This is a genomic window from Cellulosimicrobium cellulans (assembly GCF_042723955.1).
GTDB classification, from domain to species: Bacteria; Actinomycetota; Actinomycetes; order Actinomycetales; family Cellulomonadaceae; genus Cellulosimicrobium; species Cellulosimicrobium cellulans_H.
The window spans coordinates 1-20187 of record NZ_JBHXIC010000078.1 but is presented as its reverse complement, the minus strand read 5'-3'; the positions used below and the strand labels follow the sequence as shown (position 1 = coordinate 20187).

17 protein-coding genes are annotated in these 20187 nt (G+C 75.5%); 11 read left to right on the top strand and 6 right to left on the bottom strand.

Annotation, left to right across the window (positions count from 1 at the left end; all coding sequences use genetic code 11):
• Nucleotides 1-1026, bottom strand: a 1026-nt coding sequence (locus tag ACFWH7_RS17040; RefSeq protein WP_378218170.1) for a GGDEF domain-containing protein, incomplete at its 3' end; no start/stop codon positions are given.
• Nucleotides 1027-1189: 163 nt separating this feature from the next.
• Here ACFWH7_RS17040 and ACFWH7_RS17035 point away from each other — a divergent pair.
• Together ACFWH7_RS17035 and ACFWH7_RS17030 are read left to right on the top strand one after the other, a co-directional pair.
• A complete protein-coding gene (locus ACFWH7_RS17035) occupies nucleotides 1190-3031 on the top strand; it encodes an outer membrane protein assembly factor BamB family protein (protein ID WP_378218168.1) in 1842 nt (613 codons plus the stop codon).
• A 21-nt stretch (nucleotides 3032-3052) separates the two neighbouring features.
• The gene (locus ACFWH7_RS17030; RefSeq protein ID WP_378218166.1) at nucleotides 3053-4780 is read left to right on the top strand and encodes a hypothetical protein; all 1728 of its coding nucleotides are present in this window, start codon (nucleotides 3053-3055) and stop codon (nucleotides 4778-4780) included.
• Between the two features lie 38 nt (nucleotides 4781-4818).
• Here ACFWH7_RS17030 and ACFWH7_RS17025 read toward each other — a convergent pair whose 3' ends face one another.
• Complete coding sequence (locus ACFWH7_RS17025; RefSeq protein WP_378218164.1) at nucleotides 4819-5754, bottom strand: transglutaminase-like domain-containing protein; 936 nt, start codon at nucleotides 5752-5754, stop codon at nucleotides 4819-4821.
• A gap of 107 nt (nucleotides 5755-5861) precedes the next feature.
• On the opposite strand from ACFWH7_RS17025, the gene ACFWH7_RS17020 reads away from it, so the two are divergent.
• The 3 genes from ACFWH7_RS17020 (at nucleotide 5862) to ACFWH7_RS17010 (ending at nucleotide 8267) form a co-directional block, all read left to right on the top strand.
• Complete coding sequence (locus ACFWH7_RS17020; RefSeq protein WP_378218162.1) at nucleotides 5862-7364, top strand: DUF1254 domain-containing protein; 1503 nt, start codon at nucleotides 5862-5864, stop codon at nucleotides 7362-7364.
• 138 nt (nucleotides 7365-7502) lie between these two features.
• Nucleotides 7503-7850: a hypothetical protein gene (locus ACFWH7_RS17015; RefSeq protein ID WP_378218160.1), complete on the top strand. Its 348-nt coding sequence runs from the start codon at nucleotides 7503-7505 to the stop codon at nucleotides 7848-7850.
• Between the two features lie 3 nt (nucleotides 7851-7853).
• Nucleotides 7854-8267: a PIN domain-containing protein gene (locus tag ACFWH7_RS17010; protein WP_378218158.1), complete on the top strand. Its 414-nt coding sequence runs from the start codon at nucleotides 7854-7856 to the stop codon at nucleotides 8265-8267.
• A 79-nt stretch (nucleotides 8268-8346) separates the two neighbouring features.
• Here ACFWH7_RS17010 and ACFWH7_RS17005 read toward each other — a convergent pair whose 3' ends face one another.
• Nucleotides 8347-9186 (bottom strand): MerR family transcriptional regulator, encoded by an 840-nt coding sequence (locus ACFWH7_RS17005; RefSeq protein ID WP_378218156.1) that lies wholly within the window; start codon nucleotides 9184-9186, stop codon nucleotides 8347-8349.
• Nucleotides 9187-9259: 73 nt separating this feature from the next.
• Between ACFWH7_RS17005 and ACFWH7_RS17000 the strand changes: the two genes are divergently transcribed.
• Together ACFWH7_RS17000 and ACFWH7_RS16995 are read left to right on the top strand one after the other, a co-directional pair.
• Complete coding sequence (locus ACFWH7_RS17000) at nucleotides 9260-11632, top strand: S9 family peptidase (protein ID WP_378218153.1); 2373 nt, start codon at nucleotides 9260-9262, stop codon at nucleotides 11630-11632.
• A gap of 7 nt (nucleotides 11633-11639) precedes the next feature.
• Nucleotides 11640-12626 carry a hypothetical protein gene (locus ACFWH7_RS16995; RefSeq protein WP_378218151.1) on the top strand — a complete coding sequence of 329 codons (987 nt, stop codon included), beginning with the start codon at nucleotides 11640-11642 and terminating at the stop codon, nucleotides 12624-12626.
• Between the two features lie 43 nt (nucleotides 12627-12669).
• On the opposite strand, the gene ACFWH7_RS16990 is transcribed toward ACFWH7_RS16995, so the two are convergent.
• The 3 genes from ACFWH7_RS16990 to ACFWH7_RS16980 all read right to left on the bottom strand — a co-directional run bounded on the left by ACFWH7_RS16990 (nucleotide 12670) and on the right by ACFWH7_RS16980 (nucleotide 15580).
• On the bottom strand, nucleotides 12670-13314 hold the full coding sequence (locus ACFWH7_RS16990; protein ID WP_378218149.1) for a zinc ribbon domain-containing protein: 645 nt from the start codon (nucleotides 13312-13314) through the stop codon (nucleotides 12670-12672).
• 248 nt (nucleotides 13315-13562) lie between these two features.
• Complete coding sequence (locus ACFWH7_RS16985; RefSeq protein WP_378218147.1) at nucleotides 13563-14480, bottom strand: diacylglycerol kinase catalytic domain-containing protein; 918 nt, start codon at nucleotides 14478-14480, stop codon at nucleotides 13563-13565.
• Nucleotides 14481-14482: 2 nt separating this feature from the next.
• Nucleotides 14483-15580: an SPFH domain-containing protein gene (locus ACFWH7_RS16980; protein WP_378218145.1), complete on the bottom strand. Its 1098-nt coding sequence runs from the start codon at nucleotides 15578-15580 to the stop codon at nucleotides 14483-14485.
• 96 nt (nucleotides 15581-15676) lie between these two features.
• Here ACFWH7_RS16980 and ACFWH7_RS16975 point away from each other — a divergent pair, with 96 nt between their 5' ends.
• The 4 genes from ACFWH7_RS16975 to ACFWH7_RS16960 all read left to right on the top strand — a co-directional run bounded on the left by ACFWH7_RS16975 (nucleotide 15677) and on the right by ACFWH7_RS16960 (nucleotide 20114).
• Nucleotides 15677-16528: an NUDIX hydrolase gene (locus ACFWH7_RS16975; protein WP_378218143.1), complete on the top strand. Its 852-nt coding sequence runs from the start codon at nucleotides 15677-15679 to the stop codon at nucleotides 16526-16528.
• Nucleotides 16529-16599: 71 nt separating this feature from the next.
• Nucleotides 16600-18351, top strand: a complete 1752-nt coding sequence (locus tag ACFWH7_RS16970) for a hypothetical protein (RefSeq protein WP_378218141.1) — start codon at nucleotides 16600-16602, stop codon at nucleotides 18349-18351.
• A 157-nt stretch (nucleotides 18352-18508) separates the two neighbouring features.
• Nucleotides 18509-19810, top strand: a complete 1302-nt coding sequence (locus tag ACFWH7_RS16965) for an inorganic phosphate transporter (RefSeq protein WP_378218139.1) — start codon at nucleotides 18509-18511, stop codon at nucleotides 19808-19810.
• 25 nt (nucleotides 19811-19835) lie between these two features.
• Nucleotides 19836-20114, top strand: a complete 279-nt coding sequence (locus ACFWH7_RS16960) for a hypothetical protein (protein ID WP_378218137.1) — start codon at nucleotides 19836-19838, stop codon at nucleotides 20112-20114.
• Nucleotides 20115-20187 lie beyond the last annotated feature (73 nt).

The window sequence follows — 20187 nt, the reverse complement described above, 5'->3', positions numbered from 1 at the left end:
CCCCCCCCCCGCGCCCGCCCCCCCCGCCCCCGGGTCCGACACCCCGCCGCCCCCCCCCACCCGTGACGAACTCGGCGAGGTGCGCGCTGCGGCGAGGCGGGCCTCGCCCTCGCGCACGAGCTCGTCGGCGTCCGCCGCTCCGGCGACGGACCACGTGAGCGAGGTGCGGAACGACGGCCGCACCGGGCCGTCCGGTGCGCCGAGCTGGGCGAGGACCTCCTGGCGCAGGGCCTCGGCGCTCGCGGCGGCCTCGACGTCGCCCATCGCGGGCAGCGTCGCGAGCACCGCGAACCGGTCGCCGTCGACACGGCCCGCCTCGCAGCCCCCGGGGAGCCACGACCGCAGCCGGTGGCCGACCCCCGCGAGGAGGGCGTCCCCCGCGTCCTGCCCGTGGAGGGCGTTGACCCCGGACATGTCCTGGACGTCGAGCAGGAGCAGCACGACGCGCGTGCCGCCCCGCGCGACCAGCCGGCAGCGCCGGGTGAGCGAGTGCCACGTGCTGCGACGCGAGAGGAGGCCCGTGAGCGCGTCGTGCGTGGAGCGCTCCGCGAGCGTCCCGACGAGCGAGCGCACGAGCTCCGCCGCGCCGACGCTCGCCCAGTGGCCGCCGCGGACGAGGACGTCGTCGTAGCGGCGGTCGTCGGGGCGGGACATGGCGAGGGTCGCGACCTCGGTGACGGCCGCCGTCGGCGCGACGACGAGCGGGGACCAGTCGGTGACGCTCGCGACCGGCCGGCGTTCGAGGACCGCGCGGCCGTAACCGAGCCGGCCCGTCAGCGCGGCGACGAGGCTCGTGCGCACGACGACGCCGCTGCGCGCCCCCCGTGCGCCCGGCGGCGGGACCTGGTCGTCGTGCACGACGACGCACGAGACGTCCGGGTTGCGGAACAGGACCTCGAGCTGGCCCACGGGCATGGAGGAACCGACCGACAGCACCGGCCGCGCGAGGTCCGCGACCGTGCCGCTCGCTCGCGCGGGCGGGCGCATCGCCGTGTGCTGGGCCAGCTCGGTGAGTTCATCGTGCACACGGGCAGTGTGGCGGCGTGGCGACCGTCGCCGCCGGGACGAGCCCCAGTGTTCGTCGAGAGTTCACGACCGCGTCACGCGACCGTCGCCGGGCGTCACCGGGACACCCGGTGCGGGGCTGCGCCGTGCGGGGTGGCGCGGTCCGGTCGCCTAGGCTGGACGCGTGCCGCTCCGCCGTCGTGACGCCCGGGACCGACTGACCTTCGAGCTGGTCGAGTCGGCGGACGCGGACGTGGACCTCGAGGACGACGGCCCTGCCTGGGGCACCGCGAGCGGCTCCGCCCCAGCGCCACGCGCCGCCGCCGGCCCCGCCTGGTCGGGCGCCGCGCGTCCGGTCGACCTCGACGCGCGAGAGCTCGGGCAGGGCGCGCCGGGCCTCGGCCCCGAGGACGTGCCCGAGGCGGACGCGCGCGATCCGGACGATCCCTCGGCGGACGGGGCACGTCCCGACTCCCCGCGGGCGTCCCGCCCCGGGCGGCGGACGGCCGTGGTCGGCGCGGTCGCCGCCGGGGTCGCCCTCGTGCTCGGCGGGATGCTCGCGGTCGACGCATGGCACGGCCGCGCCGACATCGCCCGTCTGCGCGCCGCACCGGGCGGGGTCGAGCCGCAGCCCGACGCTCCACGGGAGCAGTGGACGGCCGACGTGGGCCTCACGGGTGGGCTCGCGCTCCTGCCCGGCAGCCTCGTGACGGTCACGGACGGGGAGGCGGTCGCCGTCGCGCTCGACGGTGGTGAGGAGCTCTGGCGGGTGGGTGTCGGGGAGGACGCGACGTGCGGGAGCGGGCTCTTCTGGGCCCTGCCGTCGGGGGAGCCGGACGACACGCTCGTGTGCGTCGCACCCGTCCCGGAGCCCCCGGGAGGGATCGTCCGGGACCGGTCGCCGGAGATCGACCCCATGACCGGGCGCGTCGTCGCCGCGACCTGGACGATCACGGTGGTCGACGACGACGGAGAGGTGCTGGGCCAGCGAGAGGCGAGCACGGAAGGTGCGCTCCTGACCCCGGGCCCTGGCGGGTCGGTCGTCCGCGCCGAGCGGGTGGGCGAGGTCCCGGCCGGCCAGGGCGCGGTGCTCGAGACGGACGACGCGACGGGGATGCCGAGCGAGGTCCCGGACGGACGTCCCGCCGTCGTCCAGGTCGAGGACGCGCTCACGGGCCACGTGCGCTGGGAGGCGGACCTCCCCTTCGTCGCGGGGTCGGGCCAGTGCATCTCGTGGAGCGAGTCCGACGGCGAGGAGTCGATCCGAGCAGACCTGGAGAACCTGTGGACGGCGGTCGAGACGCGCCTGCTGCGTGTCGAGGGTTGCGGCGTCACGGCGTGGTTCACCCTCGACGGCACGCGCCTGGACGAGGCGGACAACCCCGTCGACGGGGTCGTCTCGCTCGCGGACGGCACCTACTACCGCGACCCGGTCGGCTACGACTACGGCTGGGGGTCCTCGAGCCGGACGGAGCCGACGGCGGCGCCGGCGGTCCTCGGGGCCGACGGGGAGGTGCGCTGGGAGCCACCGGGCAGCGTCCTCGCGCCGACGGCGACCGACGGACGCCCGGTCCCCACGCTCGTGCGGGACGGCCTGGACCTCGTCGCGTTCGACACCGAGGGCACCGAGCTGTGGCGCACGTCCGAGCAGAGCACCCCCGACGCGGTGCTCGTCGCAGCGGGCGGGACGCTCGTCGTCGCCAACGGGTACGCGGACGGCGCCCTGGCGGGCCTCGATCTCACGACGGGCGGCGAGCGCTGGTCGCTCGACCGCGAGGAGCTGACCGCGGGGCTCGAGGTCGGGATGGGATGGTCCGCCGACGTGGCCTACACGGACGGGTCCCGGGCGATCCTCGCCGTCTCCGACTGGGACGCGGGGACGACGTCCCTGGTCGCGCTCGACCTCGCCGACGGCAGCGTCGCGTGGACGGCCGAGACCGCCGGTCCGGACGGCGGCTCCTGGGTCGCGCCGCTCCAGGGCCGGCTCCTGCGGATGAGCGAGACGGAGATCACCCGGCTCGGTTGACGGCAGTCCTACGCTGGGGTCGTGCCGCTCCGACGACGAGACGGCGGTGACGACCGTCGCACGTTCGAGCTCGTCGAGTCGGCCGGGGTCGACGTGGACCCCGACCTCCTCGACGCGCCGCACCCCGTGCTGCTCGGCGCGCTCCCGCGCGACGCCCCGCCCGGTCTCGAGCCGCACGACCCGACAGGCCTCGGGGGCGACGGCCTGGACGAGGTCGGCGCCGGAGGCTCGGCCCGCCTGTCGCGCACGCCCGGCGTGGACCGTCGGCGACGGCGGTGGGTCGCCGCCGTCGTGGTGACGGGTGTCGTCGCCGTGCTCGTGGGCGGGATGCTCGTCGTCGACGCGGTGACGAGCCGTGACGCGCAGGAGCGGCTCGAGATCGCACGCGGGGCGGTGCGCCCCCTCGACGCCGCCCCGACCGAGCGCTGGACGGCGCCGGCCGCGGCCGACCGCGGCGTGGGGTTCCTGCCGGGCCTGCTCGTGACGGTCGAGGGCGACGAGGCGGTCGCGCTCGACCTGGACACCGGTGCCGAGGCGTGGCGCGCCGCGCTCGGCGGGGACGAGGCCGTGTGCGGGTCGTGGAGCCCGTGGGAGCTGTCGGGCGTGGCGTCGCGCGAGGTCGTGTGCGTCGCCGGTTCCGGGGTGGGGCCGTACTGGGACGACCCCAGGACGCCGCCGCAGGCCGAGCCGGGCGCGGACGCCGCCCCGGCGCACGTGACCGTCCTCGACGCGGCGGGGCAGGTCGTGGGGGAGCGTGACGTCGAGGTGGGCGGCGCGGTGCTCGCGCCGGGTCCCGACGGCGGGCTGGTCCGGGCCGAGCGCGTCGGGGAGCCGGGGGAGCCGAGCGGTCCGCCGGTGGAGGTCGACCCGGGGGCCGGGGAGTCGGTCGACGGCGTCGCGGGGCGCGACGTCGTCGTGACGGTCGAGGACGCCCTGACCGGCGACGTGCGCTGGCGGAGCGAGCTCCCGTTCCAGGACGTGCCGTGGTCGTGCACCTCGTGGGACCCCGAGACGGGTGGCGAGGAGATCGAGCCGGACCGGCTCACGCTCGTCGTGACGGAGACCCTGGTCGACGTCGGCGGCTGCGGCGTCGCGGCGTCGTTCCTCCCGGACGGGGAGCGCCTGGACGACCCGGACCTGCCCACCGACGGCGCGGTGCCGCTCGCGGGCGGTCGGTTCCTCGTCGACGCGGACCGGCAGGGCACGACCGGTGCGCTGCGTGCCGACCGCGTGCTGGACGCCGCCGGGGCGCCCGTCCTCGACGTCCCGGGCGAGGTGCTCGACCCGCAGGCGACCGACGACCCGGCGGCCGGCGTGCTCCTCGTGCGCGACGGGATCGACCTGCGCGCGTACGACGACGAGGGCGCGCGTCTGTGGACGTACGACGGCGCGCGCGTCCCGGAGGCCGTCTACGTGCTCGCGGAGGGTACGGCCGTCGTCGGGACGGCGAGCACCGTCTTCGGGCTCGACGCGCTGTCCGGCGAGCAGACGTGGTCGCGCTTCCTCGACGACCTCGGCGGCTACGACGGTTGGTCGGCGATGGTGACGCAGGCCTTCACGGACGGGCGGTGCGCGATCCTCGTGCTGGTCGACCCGGCGACGGGGACGCACCCGCGCGTGGTCGCGCTCGAGCTGTCGTCGGGATCGGTCGCCTGGGAGCAGGACCTGGACGGGGAGCAGGCGTCGTTCGTCCCCGTGCAGGGCCGGCTCCTGCGCTGGGACGGGCAGACGGTCACGCTGCTGGGCTGAGCTGCGCCCGGCTCGGCCGACGAACCCGTCCGACGAGCTCACCCGACGAGCGCCGCGTCCCTCGGGATGACGGCCCAGCCGGTCCGTCGCGCCGTGAGGTCGGTCCAGCCGAGCCGGCCGGTGGGCGACCACGTCGTCACGTAGCGCCCGGGCCGCAGGCGGTCGTCCGTCGCCCACAGGACGGTGAGCGCCGCCTCGGCGGTCCGGTCGCCCGCGTCGGCCTGGAGCGTGAGCTCGGCGACCCGGTCCGTGAGCGCCACGGCGCGGTCGTCCGGGGCGGCGCCGGGCAGGGCGGCCGCTCCCCACACGTCCCACAGGAGGAGCTCGTGCCTTTGCCGGTGCGCGAGGTCGGCGAGCACGTACCGCTGCACGAACCCGGGACCGGCCAGCCAGGGCAGGTCGGGGCCGGCGCCGTGGTCGGCGAGGTCGCGCCGCCCGGCGCGATAGGCCGTCCAGACCTCGGCGGCGGTCTCGAAGGGCGCGCCCTCGCCCGTCGGCAGGTCGTGGAGGTCGAACGCGCGGGACCCCTGCCCGAGCTCCGGGTCGGACCGGACCCAGCGGTCGCCGTCGTGCCGCTCGACGACTACGTGGTCGTGGTGGAACTCGCCCTCGCCGAGGTAGTCCGTGAACCCGAGTCGCGTGCGGGCGGGGACGCCGTGCTCGCGGAGCACGGCGACGGCGAGGAGGGAGTGGTCCCGGCAGCACCCGCCGGCCTGCTGCTCGGGGGAGCGCGGCGCGTCGAGCGGGCCGGGCGCGCGCTCCGCGACCGCGTCGAGGATCGACGCGACCCACCGCCGGTCGACGTCGTCGAGCTGTGCGGGGGTGGGCGCGGTCGCCCCGGCCCGGTAGTGCACGACGGCGGTCGTCACCGCGGCGTGCAGGCTCGCCGGGTCGGGCTCGACGCCCGCGAGGAGCGAGCCGTGGTGGCGCGGGTCGGAGTACGGGCTGTGGGTGGCGTAGCGCGAGACGTCCATGCCGCGAGCCTCGGGTCCGCCCCAGGGGCAGGGTCAAGCCGTCGTCCCGGTGGCGGTGCGGTGGTCCCCGACCTACGGTCGGCGCAGCCGCTCGGCGCCGAGCGCGCGTGCCGTGCACCGATCGACGAAGGGGCCTGAGCCATGTCCGACGCGAGCACCGGGGCGAGCACCGAGACCAGCACGGCGACGATCGCCGAGACCGACGCCCTGGCTGCGGCGGTCGCCGCAGTCAGTACCCCGTCGCCGGTGGACACTCCGTTGGGGCGGTTCGAGCTGGTCGACGGGGTGCCGACCCCGGAGTCCGTCGAGCGGCTCTACGGGTCGTTGGACTTCCTGCGCGGCGTGGAGGCGTTCCTCAGCGCGATGCCCGGTGCGTCGCTCGTGGCGATGCGTCGCGGGTTCCGCGAGCTCGGCCTCCTCCGCTCGAACCAGGTCGGCTACACCGACCCGCGAGCGGACTCGGGCGCGATCTTCCTCACGCCGAACACCGCGACGACCTACGGGTCGCTCTTCGTCGACCTGCGCGAGACGGGCCCCTCGTCATCGAGCCCCCGAAGCAGTCGCTGTGCGTCGTCGACGACTTCTGGTTCCGCTACGTGGCCGACATGGGCATCGCGGGCCCGGACCGCGGCGAGGGCGGGCGCTACCTGTTCCTCCCGCCCGGCTACGACGGCGAGGTCCCGGACGGCTACTTCGTCTACCGGACGCCGACGTTCACCAACTGGGTCGTGCTGCGCGCGCTGGGCGGCGTCCCGGCGATGAAGGAGACGCGGATCTACCCGCTCGCCGACGCGGGGGACCCGCCCCCGACGGAGTTCGTCGACATCGCCGGGACGCGCGTCAACACCGTCCACGCCAACGACGCCTCGTTCTTCGACGAGGTCGCCGAGATCGTGGCGGAGGAGCCGACGAGCGCGCTCGACGCCGAGCGCGCCGGGCTGCTGCGCGCCGTGGGCATCGTGCCCGGCCGTGCGTTCGCCCCGAGCCCGGAGCTGCGCGCGACCCTCGACACCGCCGCGCGGGCCGGCGCGGCGATCAGCCGCGCGCTCGTCTACTCGCCCCGCGACCCGGAGGCGCGCGTCGCGCCCGGGTCGAGCTGGCTCCAGGCGTTCGTCGGCGGCTCCTACGAGTTCCTCGCCGACGGTGCGCGCCTGCTCGACGCTCGTGCGCAGTTCCACTTCTTCGCGACCGTCATCACGCCCGCGATGGCGCACGCCCAGGTCGGGGCCGGGTCGGCGTACGCCTACACGGCGCACGACGCGCAGGACCGGATCCTCGACGGGGCGCGCACGTACCGGCTCGTGCTCCCGCCGAACCCGCCCGCAAAGAACTTCTGGTCGGTGGACCTCTACGACACCCAGACCCGGTCGCTGCTCCAGACGGACAACCCGCACCCGAGCCTCCTGAGCCTCAGCGGCACCGTCGCGACGGAGGAGGACGGCAGCACCGTGCTGTGGTTCGGCCCGGAGCCGCCCGCGGGACGCGAGAGCAACTGGGTCGGGACGGTCCCGGGCAGGTCGTGGTTCCCCATGCTGCGCCTCTACGGGCCGCTCGAGCCGTGGTTCGACCGCACCTGGCTCCCGGGGGACCTGGAGCTGGTCGAGGACTGACACTCCGAGTACCACGACGACCCATTCGTCCGGCGCTGAGTCGGCCGTCCCAGGCCGGGGCCGGCGTGCGTGGAGAGTCTTGATGATATCGATTCTCTCCGATCTGATATACCCTGGTGGTGTCGAGGGGAGCGCATCATGAGCACGGCAGAACACCGCAAGGCCGACGCCCCGGAAGGGGCCGCGACGACGGTCAGGACCATCTCCGAGACCGTCACGCGAGTGCATCTCGACCTACGGGCCGGTGAGGCCAAGCCCACGGTGCTGCGCGCGAACCCGCAGGCGCTGGCCCAGGCCAAGAAGCTCCTTGGCTACAAGTCCAACCAAGAGATGGTCATCGACCTGATCCAGAACGCCGTCGACGAGAAGGAGACGCGCGAGGAGCGAGTCCACGCTCAGCGAAGGGCGCTGTCGATGCTCGACGACCTGGACGTCTCCGACCTCGCAGAGGTCACCCAGTTCCGACCCGTCGACCGGACCGTGTGAGGCGTGGCCGGCTACATCGTCGACAACTCGGTGTGGGGTCGGATCAAGGTTCCCCAGGTTCGGCAGGCAGTGGACGGCCTGACCGACGTGATCTACACCGTCACCCCTCAGCGTCTGGAGTTCCTCTACTCGGCCACGTCCCAGGAGGACTTCGACAAGCAGCAGCAGTTCCTCGACGCCGTCGGGGTGTACCTCGAGCCCGCTGACGACTTCAGCGACACCTGCGAGGACATCCAGCGCGCGTTGGCGACACACGGCAAGCTGCGGTCCGTCGGTCCGGTCGACGTGATGATCGCGGCATACGCCTACCGACACCGTCTCACCGTGCTGCACTACGACTCGGACTTCAGCGACCACATCGCCGCCTCGGTCCAGGGGTTCCAGCAGGAGTGGGTCGTCCCTCGCGGCTCGCTCTGACCGAGGACCAGGCCTTCCCGACGATCGACCCTCTCGCCCGCGCCCCGGTCGTGTGGCGACGCGATTCACGGGTTCGCCCCTAGGACACTCTGGTGGCAGGCCGGGCAGCGAGTGCGACGTCCGCGACGATCACGTCCGGCTCGTCGGACCACGGGACGGCGTACACCTCGCGCGACGGGGCGTGCGCCAGCCCGGTCGTGACGCGCAGCGCGTCGAGGTAGCCGACGATCTGCGGGAAGCGGCAGTCGCGCGAGGGGACCTCGACGTACGCCTCGGTGCGGGCCGGGTCCTCGCGGAGCACGACGGGCCCTGCGGGGACGACCGCCCCGCGGTACGGGACGCACGCCTCGACGCGCCCGGGGACGTCGCGGCCGACGGGCGAGTGGTAGATCACCCAGTGCGCGGCACCCGCCTCCGCGCCGGCCGCGGCGAGGTACGCGCGGATCGTCAGCAGGTCGGCACTGAACGTCGGCACGAGGTCGGCCTGGGTCGTGGACGACGTGATCGTGGCGACCGTGCACGCGGGGACCTCGCGCCACCGGACCTCGGCGTCGCCGCGCCGCACGGCGAGCCGCCGCGCGAGCTCCTCGGCGGTCGCGCGCTGCTCCGCGAGGGCCCGCTGCTGCTCGTCCCACCATCCGAGGAGGACGTCGCGTACGTCGCGCGGGTCGGCGTCGAGCACCTCGGGGACGCGCGCGAGCGGCACGTCGATCCGGCGCAGCAGCGCCAGGGCGCGGGCCCGCTCGACCTGCTCGGGCGCGTACGCGCGGTAGCCCGTGCGGGGGTCGACGCCGGCCGGGACGAGCAGCCCGTTCGCGTCGTAGAGCCGCAGCGCCTTGATGGACAGCCCCGACGCGCGCACCATCTCGCCGCTCGTGAGCGTCTCCGCCGTCGGGCGTTCCCCCTGCTCGTGCGTCACGCGTCGAGCGTAACGACGGGCGCACGTCGTGCCACGGGGACGGCGCGCTCCCGGGCGGCACTACCCTGGCCAGATGCCTGACGACCTCACGCAGACCGCCACGCCGATCCCCGCGGAGCGGGAGGAGCCGCCGGCGCCCGTCGCCCCGCGCCGCCCGGCGCCGCGCACGCACCACGGGGAGACCGTGGACGACGACTACGAGTGGCTGCGGGAGAAGGAGTCGCCCGAGGTCGTCGCGCACCTCGAGGCCGAGAACGTGTACACCGAGGCCCGGCTCGCGCACCTCGAGCCGCTGCGAGAGCGGATCTTCGAGGAGATCAAGGCGCGAACGCTCGAGACCGACCTGTCCGTGCCCGTGCGCCAGGGCGCGCACTGGTACTACGCCCGCACGGTCGAGGGCTCGCAGTACCCGATCCGGGCGCGCGCGCCGATCGACGCGAGCCTCGGCAGCGACGCGCCGTCGTCCTGGGTGCCGCCCGTGCTGGAGCCGGGCGTGCCCGTGCCGGGCGAGCAGGTGCTGCTCGACGACAACGTCGAGGCCGAGGGCCACGACTTCTTCTCGCTCGGGTCGTTCGACGTGTCGGTCGACGGGACACGGCTCGCGTACGCGGTCGACGTCGTCGGCGACGAGCGGTACACGCTGCGGATCCGCGACCTCGACACGGGCACGGACCTCGTCGACGAGGTCCCGGGGACGTTCCCGGGCGCCGTCTTCTCCCCGGACGGGCGGTACGTGTTCTACCCGACGGTCGACGACGCGTGGCGGCCCTGGCGCGTGTGGCGCCACGAGGTGGGCACCCCGGCGACGCAGGACGTCGTCGTCTTCGAGGAGCCCGACGAGCGCTACTGGGTCGGGGTGGGCGTCTCGCGCTCGCAGCGGTTCGTGCAGATCGACGTCGGCTCGAAGATCACCTCGGAGACCTGGCTGATCGACGCCGCCGACCCGACCGCCGAGCCCCGGGTCGTGTGGCCGCGACGCGAGGGCGTCGAGTACACGGTCGAGCACGCGGTCGTCCCGGCGACCTGGCTCCCCGCCGTCGAGCACGAGGCAGATGGCGGAACGACCGGGAGAACGACAGCAACCTCGGGTTCGGCGAGGGAGCAGCGGGACGTGCTGCTCGTGCTGCACAACGACGGTGCGGAGAACTTCGAGCTCGTCGTCACCGATGTGCCCGACGGCGGTGCGTCCGCGGGCGGGCCGGCCGGCCCGGCCGACGCGACCGTCGTCGTGCCGCACGACCCCGAGACCCGGCTGGAAGGGGTCGACGCCTTCGCCTCGCACCTCGTGGTGTCCTACCGGCGCGACGCGCTGTCGCGGGTCGGGGTGATCGACCTCGCCTCGGCCGAGCCGCCGCGCCCCGCGGGCCTGCCGACGCCGATCCGCACGGGCGACACCCCGGCACCCTCGGGCGACCACTGGCACGTGCACGAGGTCGCGTTCGACGAGCCGCTGTACACCGCGGCGCTCGCCGGCAACCCCGAGTGGGACCAGCCGAACGTCCGCCTCTCGTACTCGAGCTTCGTGACACCGTCGACCGTGTACGACCTGCGCGTCGAGACGGACGAGCTCACGCTGCTCAAGCAGCAGCCCGTGCTCGGCGGGTACGACGCCGCGGACTACGTGCAGCGCCGCGAGTGGGCCACGGCCGAGGACGGCACCCGGGTGCCGATCTCGCTCGTGTGGCGGCGCGACGCCGTCGGGCTCGACGCGACGGGCACGGGCGCGGAGCCCGCGCCGCTGCTGCTCTACGGGTACGGGTCGTACGAGATCAGCATCGACCCCGGCTTCTCCGTCTCGCGCCTGTCGCTGCTCGACCGCGGCGTCGTGTTCGCGGTCGCGCACGTGCGCGGCGGCGGCGAGATGGGGCGCCGCTGGTACGACGACGGCAAGACGCTCGCGAAGCGCACCACGTTCACCGACTTCGTCGCGGTCGCGCGCCACCTCGTCGACGCGGGCTGGACGAGCCCCGAGCGCCTCGTCGCGCAGGGCGGTTCCGCGGGCGGGCTGCTCATGGGCGCGGTGACCAACCTCGCGCCCGAGCTGTTCGCGGGCGTGCTCGCGCAGGTGCCGTTCGTCGACGCGCTCACGTCGATCCTCGACCCGTCCCTGCCGCTGACCGTCGTCGAGTGGGACGAGTGGGGCGACCCCCTGCACGACCCCGAGGTCTACCGGTACATGCGCACCTACACGCCGTACGAGAACGTGCCCGACGACGCGGCCCACTTCCCGCGGATCCTCGCCGTCACGTCGCTCCACGACACGCGCGTCCTCTACGTCGAGCCGGCCAAGTGGGTCGCGCGTCTGCGCGCGGCCGGGGCCCCTGCCCTGCTGAAGATCGAGATGCACGCCGGGCACGGCGGCGTCTCGGGCCGGTACGAGGGCTGGCGCGAGGTCGCCTACGAGGACGCGTGGGTGCTCGACGTGCTCGGGCTCGCGGGGCGGTGACCGTCTGGTGACCGGCCCGACGCCCGACCCGCGGGCTGCGCACGACGCGACACCCCCGAGGACGGCGGCGCTGCTGCTGCGCCCGTTCGGCTACCTCGCGATCGGGCTCGTGTGGACGGCGATCGGGCTGTTCGTCGTCGGCCTGTACCTCGCGGTCGCGGCGTACGGGCTGTTCGAGCCGCCCGCGGACCAGGAGCCGTGGGCCGAGCTCGTGGCCTCGCCCGGCGCCGTGCTGGGTCGCCTCGCCGTGGTCGCGCCGATCGTCGTCGTGCTCGCCGGGCCGGTCGCCTGGTACCTGTCCTGCGCGATCTGGCCGCTGGCGGCGCTGTCCTTCGTGTACGCCGGGCGGGGGCTGCGGCCGTCGTACCGCAGCGACCGGTTGTCCTTCACGAGCCACGTCGCGCCCGGCACGACCCTCGGCCCGCCCGTGCCGGGTCCGGTCGCGATGTCGCTCCAGCCGCAGCGGCGCTCGCGGCTCACGGACACGCTCATGCGCTTCTACGCCTGCGGCTGGAACCTGGACTTCCGCGAGTTCTGGCCCGCGGTTCCCGCGGGCATCGCGTGGGCGCTCGCGAGCACCGGGGCGTCGACGGCGCTGCCGTCGGGCTGGCGGGCCGGGCTCGTCGTGACCGCCGTCCCGTTCGCGCTGTGGTCCGTGGTCGCGCTGCGCCGGGCCTGGACGTGGCGGTTCCACCGCGAGCGCGCACGCCTGGCGGCGCAGCGACGCCTCGAACGGCACGGCGACCGGTACCGGATCGACCCGCGCGTCGTCCGCACGCGCCCGCAGTCGGCCGAGCACCGCGCCGCTGTCGAGGCCGAGCGCGCCGAGTCGCGCGTCGCGCAGGACCGCCTGACGAGCCTCACGAGCGACGAGATCGGCGAGCGCCGCGAGGCCGTGCTCCGCGCGCGCCGGGACCGCGAGGCGCGTGAGGCGCGGGAAGCTCGCGAGGGGGCTCGTCGGGACCGGCGGGGCGGGACGCCGTCGGACCGCTGAGCCCGCCGCCTGGGTTCAGACAGCCCGCAGGTCACACCTGCTCTCAGGCGGCCTGCGGGCTGCCGCACTCGGCGCAGAACCTCGCGCCCGCGGCGTTCTGCGTGCCGCACTCGCGGCACGCGGCGACCTGCGCGAGGCGCTCGCCGCACTCGGGGCAGAACTTGCCGCCGTCGACCTTGGCCGAGCACGACGGGCACTGCGTGACGACCGGCGTCCGCAGGTCCGTACCGCCGACCAGGTCGGTCGTCCGGAGCTGCTCCTGGAGCTGGTAGCGGCGCGCCTCGGCCTGGAGCTGGGCGAGCTCCTCCGCCTGCTGGGGCGAGCAGCGCACGCACTGCCCCACGGCGTCGTTCCAGCAGACCTCGTGGCACGTCCAGTCGCCGCATCCGTGGCACTGGCGGAACGCGTCGCGGACCTCGCCGACGGCGGCGTCGAGCGCCTTGTCCTTCGCCGACGAGTTGGTCTGCCGGTCGGCGGCCCACGACCCCGCCGCGTACGACAGGTCGGCCACCTTGCCGCCGAAGAACCGGCCCGCGGCCTGGACGAGGCTGCTGCCCTTGGCCACGAGGTCCGCCTGGTACGCGGACCGGTACCCGTTGCCGCACCGCTCGCACCGGAACTCGAACTGGTAGCCGCCCGCGTTCGACAGGTCGCGGACGTTGTCGGTGAAGGCGATGGGCGCGCTCATGGCAGGGACCTCGGTCGGCTCGGGAGTCGGTATACCTGCAGGCCAGGCCGGCAGGTTTGGGCGGTCATGGGGAGCCCATGACCGCTGCGATGCTACCCATCGACCATCGTTGCCCGGGCGGATCACCCGGGTGAAATCGGGGCAGGTCACCGGGCGTGCCGGTCGCCCGCCCGACCCGGTCGCCCGCCCGACCACGGGGCGGGTGCGCGTCCGAGGCGCAGGACGGGCCGGAAGCGGGGGAGGGGTGGTCAGGGCCGGACGAGCCGGAGCGGGGCGTCGGCGGTGCGGACCGTGACGGTCTGGCCCCACGAGGCGACGAGCCGGTCGTCCTCCACGCCGTCGCCGAACACGACGAGACGGTCCGACGCGACGGTGAGCGCGACGTCCGTGCCGTCCTCGACGACGCCCTCCGTGAGCGTGACGCCCGTCGCCGGCGAGGGCCACGCCTCGCGCACGAACCAGCCGAGCCGGTGCTCGGTGCGCCCCGGAGCCGTGCGGCCGCCGCGGTCGTGCGCGAGCGACGCCCACCAGCCCGTCGCGCCGGTCCCCGTCGCGACGAGCACGCCCGACGACGACTGCCGCTCCTCGCCCGCGGCGCACCGGAGCGTGTAGCGCGCGCTCTGGTGGCTCGGGTGCCCGACGAACACCTCGTTGAGCGCCGTGAGGTGCTGCCCGTCGTCGAGGTCGGCCCGCGCCATGGTCAGCGCGTCGACGGGCAGGACCGCCACCCGGTCGGGCGCACCGCCCGGTGCCTCGGCCCCGAGCCCACGCAGGAGGGTCGTCGCCGCCGCCACCGTGTGCCGCACCAGCACGCCGGCGTTCACGCCCGGCTCCGGGTCGACGCCGAGGACCGGCTGGCCGTGCAGGTACTTCGCGACGTTCGCGACGAGACCGTCCTGCCCGACGACGACCACGACGTCCTCGGGCGCGACGAGGAACCGCGACAGGTCGGCACGTTCGACGTCCGCGCGCGCCCAGCCCCCGGGGAGCGCGGCCACGACGGCGTCGCGCGCCGCCGCGAGCGCGTCGTGCCGCGCCTGGACCTCACCGAGCGACCGGCCGCGCGAGCGGAGGAAGAACTCCGCCTGACCGCGTGTGCCGTGCCGGTCGAGGAGCTCGTCGAGTTCGGTCCGCCGGTGCACGACGACGGCGCGTCGCCGCAGCACCGTCAGGCCGCCTTCCCGGTGGTGCCCGTCGTGGCGCCCGACGCCGTGCCCGACCTCGTGCCGCCCGGACGCGGGGCGCCCGGTCCGCCGTCGGGCCCGCCGAGCGCGCCGCCCAGCAGCGAGCCGAGCACGCCCGTGAGGAGGTCGGGCGTGACGGTGAGGTTCTGGACGTCGGGGAGCGAGCCCGCCGCCTCGCGGACCGCGAGGGCGAGCAGCGTGCCCTGCCCGGCACTCGCGTAGACGTCCATGCGGGCCTGCTCGGCAGCGGCCTCGGCCGCACCGACGATGCGCACCTGCTCGGCCTTCGCGTCCGTCGCGAGCCGCGCACGCTCGGCGGTCGCGCGGGCGTCGACCAGCGCGGCGGCGGCCTTCTCCTCCGCCTCGCGCCGGGCGTTCGCGCCGTCCTGGGCGACGAGGCGCTCGCGGCGCGTCGCGAGCTCGATCTTGCTCGCGAGCTCGTTCTCGGCGATCGCGCGCTCGCGCTCGACGGCGAGGGCGCGGCGCTCGTACGTCGCGCGGTCGGCCTCGGCCTGCACCCGCTCGCGCGCCGGCGTCTGGAGCGCGCGCTCGACGTCCTTCTCGGGCCGGACGGCGAGCACCTGGACGCCGATGACGACGATCCCGGTCGCGGTGAGGCGGGGGTCCGTGGTCAGCGCCCCGGCGAGCACGTCGCGCACGCGGGGCACGCCGGACGTCAGGGCGTCGGCGAGGGGCATCGCGGCGAGCGCGTCGGCGGCGCGGCTCTGGGCGAGCCGTCCGACGATGCTCGTCACCTGGTCCCGGCCCGCGGTGCTCGTCTCCCCGCTGCCCGGGTCGACGGCGAAGTCGAGGCGCTGCGAGACGGTCACCGGGTCGGCGAACCGGTACGTGACCCCGGCCTGGACGGTGACGTCCTGGTGGTCGGCGGTCACGGCGTGGAAGAAGACGGGCAGCTCCTGGTCGTCGACGGGGACCTCCGAGAGGACCGACGTCGTCGGGCGGAACCAGAACGCCTGCCCGACCCCCTCGTGGGCGACGCGCCCGCGGCGCAGGTGCACGACGTGCCCGGTCGGGCTGCCGAGGAAGTGCCGGGTCCACGGGTAGGTGCGGATGGTGGCCATGGTCGTCTCCGATCGTTCTCGTCAGGGTGACGATAAGAACGCTAGAGCGCTCCTCCTGTTCTCGTCAACCTGACGCTAATGTGCGACGATGGCCGCATGACGCCGCCTGCGAGCCCGACCCCCGACGTCCCGCCGACCGCCGCGCTGCTGCCCGTCACGGTCGACGTCGTCGCGCTCACCGTCCGCGACGACGCCCTGCACGTCCTGCTCGTCGAGCGCGGCGTCGAACCGTTCCACGGCGCGCTCGCGCTCCCGGGCGGGTTCGTGCTGCCGGAGGAAGGGCTGGCCCGGGCGGCCCGGCGCGAGCTCGCGGAGGAGACCGGCGTCCGCCCGCCCGGTCACCTGGAGCAGCTCCGCACCTACGGGCCGCTCGGTCGTGACCCGCGCGGCCCGGTCCTCTCCGTCGCCTACCTCCTCCTCGCGCCGGAGTTCGGCGTCGTCCACGCGGGGTCCGACGCCGGGGGAGCGGCCTGGCACCCCGTCGCGCCCCTGCTCGCGGCGGCACCGGGCGGGCCGACGGCGTCGGGCGACCGGGCGCCGTCGGGCACCGGCCTCGCGTTCGACCACGCGCGGATCCTCGCCGACGGCGTCGAGCGCGCCCGCGCCAAGCTCGAGTACTCGGCGCTCGCGACCGCGTTCTGCCCGCCCGAGTTCACCGTCGCCGACCTGCGCCGCGTCTACGAGGCGGTGTGGGGCGTGCGGCTCGACCCCCGCAACTTCTCGCGCAAGGCCACGACCACCCCGGGTTTCCTCGAGGACACGGGCCGGACGACGTCGGGCGGCACCGGCCGCCCCGCGACCCTCTACCGCGCCGCGCCGAACCCGGGGATGTCGCCGGGCTCGGCGTCGGGCGTGACCACGACCCCGGGTTCGGCGGCGGACCCGGACCTCGCGCCCGCGAGCGTGCCCGCCGTCCTCGACCCGCCGCTCATGCGTCCGCGACGCTGACCGCCGCGGCGCGGGGGTGCCGGGGAGAACTCCCCCTCGACAGCGGCGCGGTGCTGAGTACGCTCGCGCGCATGTCGACGTACAGCTACTGGCGCAGCGACCAGGGCAACATGCAGGCCCTCTCCGACGAGCTCGCCGCGCAGGCCGCGATGGCGCGGTCGCGGGAGGCGTCGCTCAGCCGGCGCCTGCGCTCGCTCGAGGGTGACCTGTCGAGCCGCGTGGAGGTGCTCACACGCCTCGTCAACGCGCTCATCGAGCTCGGCGAGGTGCGCGAGGAGCTCGCGCTGTTCACCCCCGCCCGACGCGCCCGGGACGCGGCGCGCGCCCTGACGCGCGCGGTCGCGACGGGCGAGGGCGACGTGTCGCACCTGCGCCGGTCGCCCGACCTCGCCGACGTGCCCGGCTACTGGCTCGTCCCCGCGGCGCTGGCCGTCGCGGAGCTGCCCGGGGGTCGCCTCGACCCCGAGGCGGCGCAGGAGGCGCTGCTGCGCGACCGCCGTCGGGCCGCGACGTACCTCGTCGCGGTGTGCGCGCTCGTCGGGCAGCCCGGCCTCGCGCGGGAGTGGACGCCCTGGGTGCTCGACGCCCCCGTCCTGCCGGCGGCCGGCTGGGGCAGCGCCGACGGCGCGCCGGAGGCGGCGCCGGAACTCTCCGGCGAGGCGCCGGACGAGGTCCTCGTGACGACCTCCGAGCGGGCGCTGTGGCGCGCGGCGGCCGCGGGGCACCTCGGGGACGAGGGCGTCGCGGTCGTCCGCGCGGCGCTCGCCGAGCGCGTGGCCCTGCTCGACGACGACGCGCACGCCCGCTGGCGCGCCCGGCTCCTCGAGGCGGCGCCCGCGCTCCCCGGGAGCGAGGACGACTGGGGCTCGCCCGAGGCCGGGGCAGCCGACGGGTCCGGGGCGCGGCGCCGGGCCGCGGCGCCCGACGCCCTGCCGCTGCTGCGGTCCTGGACCGCGTGGTCGCGGGCCGTCGTCGCCGGGGAGATCGCCCTGCCTGCGGCGGCACCCGGTCCGCTCACGCTCGGAGCGTCGTCGGACACCACGGGCGGCACGGGCACGGTGCCCGGCACCGCAGCCACGCCGAGCGACGCACCGGCCCCGGGCGCGGCGCTGCTGCGGGTCGTCGGGTCGCTCGTGAACGAGGGGGCGCCCGTCGAGCGTGGCCTCCTCGAGCGGGCGGAGCTCCTCGCCGACAGCGTGGGCCGCGCGCCCGAGGACGACGGCCCGGAGTGGGACGCGTCCGCGGGGACCCTCGTCGACCTGCTCGTCGACGACGCGCGGGGCACCGACCAGGGCCTCGCGGCGCTCGCGGCCCCGCTGCTCGTCGACGACCTGCGCGTCGCGAGCCACGCGCGGGCCTCCGAGCTCGCGGCGACCCCGGCACCGTCGCGCGTGCTGCGCCTCGCCGGCCGGACGGTCACCGTCACGCCGACCGACGACGGTGCGGCGCGCGCCGCGACGGCTCGGTCGGAGCTCCTGGCGCGCCCCGTCGACGGGGTGTCGTGGGGCGTCGTCGGCGGGGTCGGGGCGCTCGCCGTCGCGACGCTCGTGCTCGGGATCGTGGTCGCGCCGGCCTGGTACGCGGTGACCGTCGTCGCGGGCGTGGTCGCCGCGTGGCAGTGGTTCTCGGGCGAGCAGCGCGCGCGGGACCAGCGCACGGCCGCGCGGGCGAGCGCGGAGCGGTTCGACGCCGAGCTGGCCGAGGCGCGCACCGCCGTCGCGGCGGAGGCGGAGCGTGCGCGCACGCAGCGCGAGGCGGTCGCGACCGTCGTCGACGACCTCGACGACGCCCTCGCCGACCTGGGCGCGCCGACCCCCGCCTGACGCGGGCGACCCGGGCCGTCCGGCCCTGCTCGGCACCCGCTCGAACAGGCCCTCGTCGGGCGTTCGAACAGAGGCTTCGAACGCCGGATGAACTGTCGGTGAACAGTGGCGGAAGAATCCACAGGATGGTCGAGCGGGCTCCGGGGATGACCCCACCATGGACGACGTGACCGAGACGCTCCTGCTGGTGCTCGTCGTCGTGACCGCACTGGCCTTCGACTTCACCAACGGCTTCCACGACACGGGCAACGCGATGGCTACGTCCATCGCCACCAAGGCCCTCAAGCCCAAGACCGCCGTCGCCCTCTCCGCGGTCCTCAACATGGTCGGGGCGTTCCTCTCCCTGGCCGTCGCGGCGACCATCGCGAAGGGTCTGGTCGACGCGAACGTCATCACCCTCGAGGTCGTCCTCGCGGGGCTCGTGGGCGGCATCACCTGGAACCTCCTGACCTGGTTGCTCGGCATCCCGTCGAGCTCGTCGCACGCCCTCATCGGCGGCGTCGTGGGCTCCGTGCTCGCTGCCGTCGGCACGCAGGGCGTCATCTGGAGCGGCGTCGCCGCGAAGGTGCTCATCCCCGCGCTGCTCGCCCCGCTCGTCGCGGTCGGCGTCGCCAGCGTGGGCACGTGGGCCGTCGCCCGCCTCACGCGCGACGTCCCCGAGGACGTGTCGACCCGTGCGTTCCGCTGGGGCCAGGTCGGCTCGGCCTCGCTCGTCTCGCTCGCGCACGGCACCAACGACGCGCAGAAGTCGATGGGCATCATCCTGCTCGCGCTCATCGCGGCGGGCGCCGTCCCGGCGGACTCGGGCGTGCCGTTCTGGGTGATCCTCGCCTGCGCGTCCTTCATGGCGCTCGGCACGTACCTGGGCGGCTGGCGCATCATCCGCACGCTCGGCAAGGGCCTCGTCGAGATCGACACGCGCCAGGGCATGGCCGCGGAGACGTCGTCCGCCGCCGTCATCCTCATGTCCGGCCTGTTCGGCTACTCGCTCTCGACGACGCACGTCGCCACCGGCTCGATCCTCGGCTCGGGCGTCGGCATGCCGGGCGCCAAGGTCCGCTGGGGCGTCGCGGGCCGCATGCTCGCCGCCTGGGGTCTCACGCTCCCGGCGGCCGGCCTCGTCGGCGCGGCGTGCTACGGCATCCAGCACGGCATCGGGGGAGCCGCCGGGACGGTCGTGGTCTTCGCGATCCTCGTCGCGACCTCCGTCGCCATCTGGGTCGCGTCGCGTCGCAAGCCCGTGGACCACAACAACGTCAACGACGCCTGGGAGGAGGGCGCGGTGGACGCCGGGCTCGAGACCGAGACCGTCGAGGCGCGCGAGGCCGCGCTGGAGCGCCGCCTCGACGCGGCCGACCCGTTCACCGACGTCGAGCCGCAGGCCACCGCGTCGCCCGTGCCCGCCTCGGGCGCACCCACCGTGACCCCGACCGCCGCGCGCCAGCGCGCGAGCGTCTGACCCCGGCAGCCCGGAGGAGAGAACCGTGTTCGTCGAGATCGACTCGCTGCTCAAGGTCGTCGTCGCCGGCCTCGTCGTCGGCGCGGGCCTGCCTGCCCTCTTCGCGCTCGGGGTCCGGCTCGCCGCCGGCCGCGCCGTGCCCGTCGAGGTCGGCACCCCGGACGGCCGCTTCACGTCCGACGGCCGCACCGTGCGCGTCGAGCGCGCCACCCGCGGTCGTCAGGTGGGCGCGCTCGTGTGCTTCGCCGTCGTCGTCGTCGCGATCGCGGTGGGCATCGCCTTCATCGCGAGCGGCGGCCACTGACCCGACTCAGCCCCCGCTGAGTGCATGAAATAATAGCGGGCGGGAACAATAGTCCGCGACGAAATGAATCACG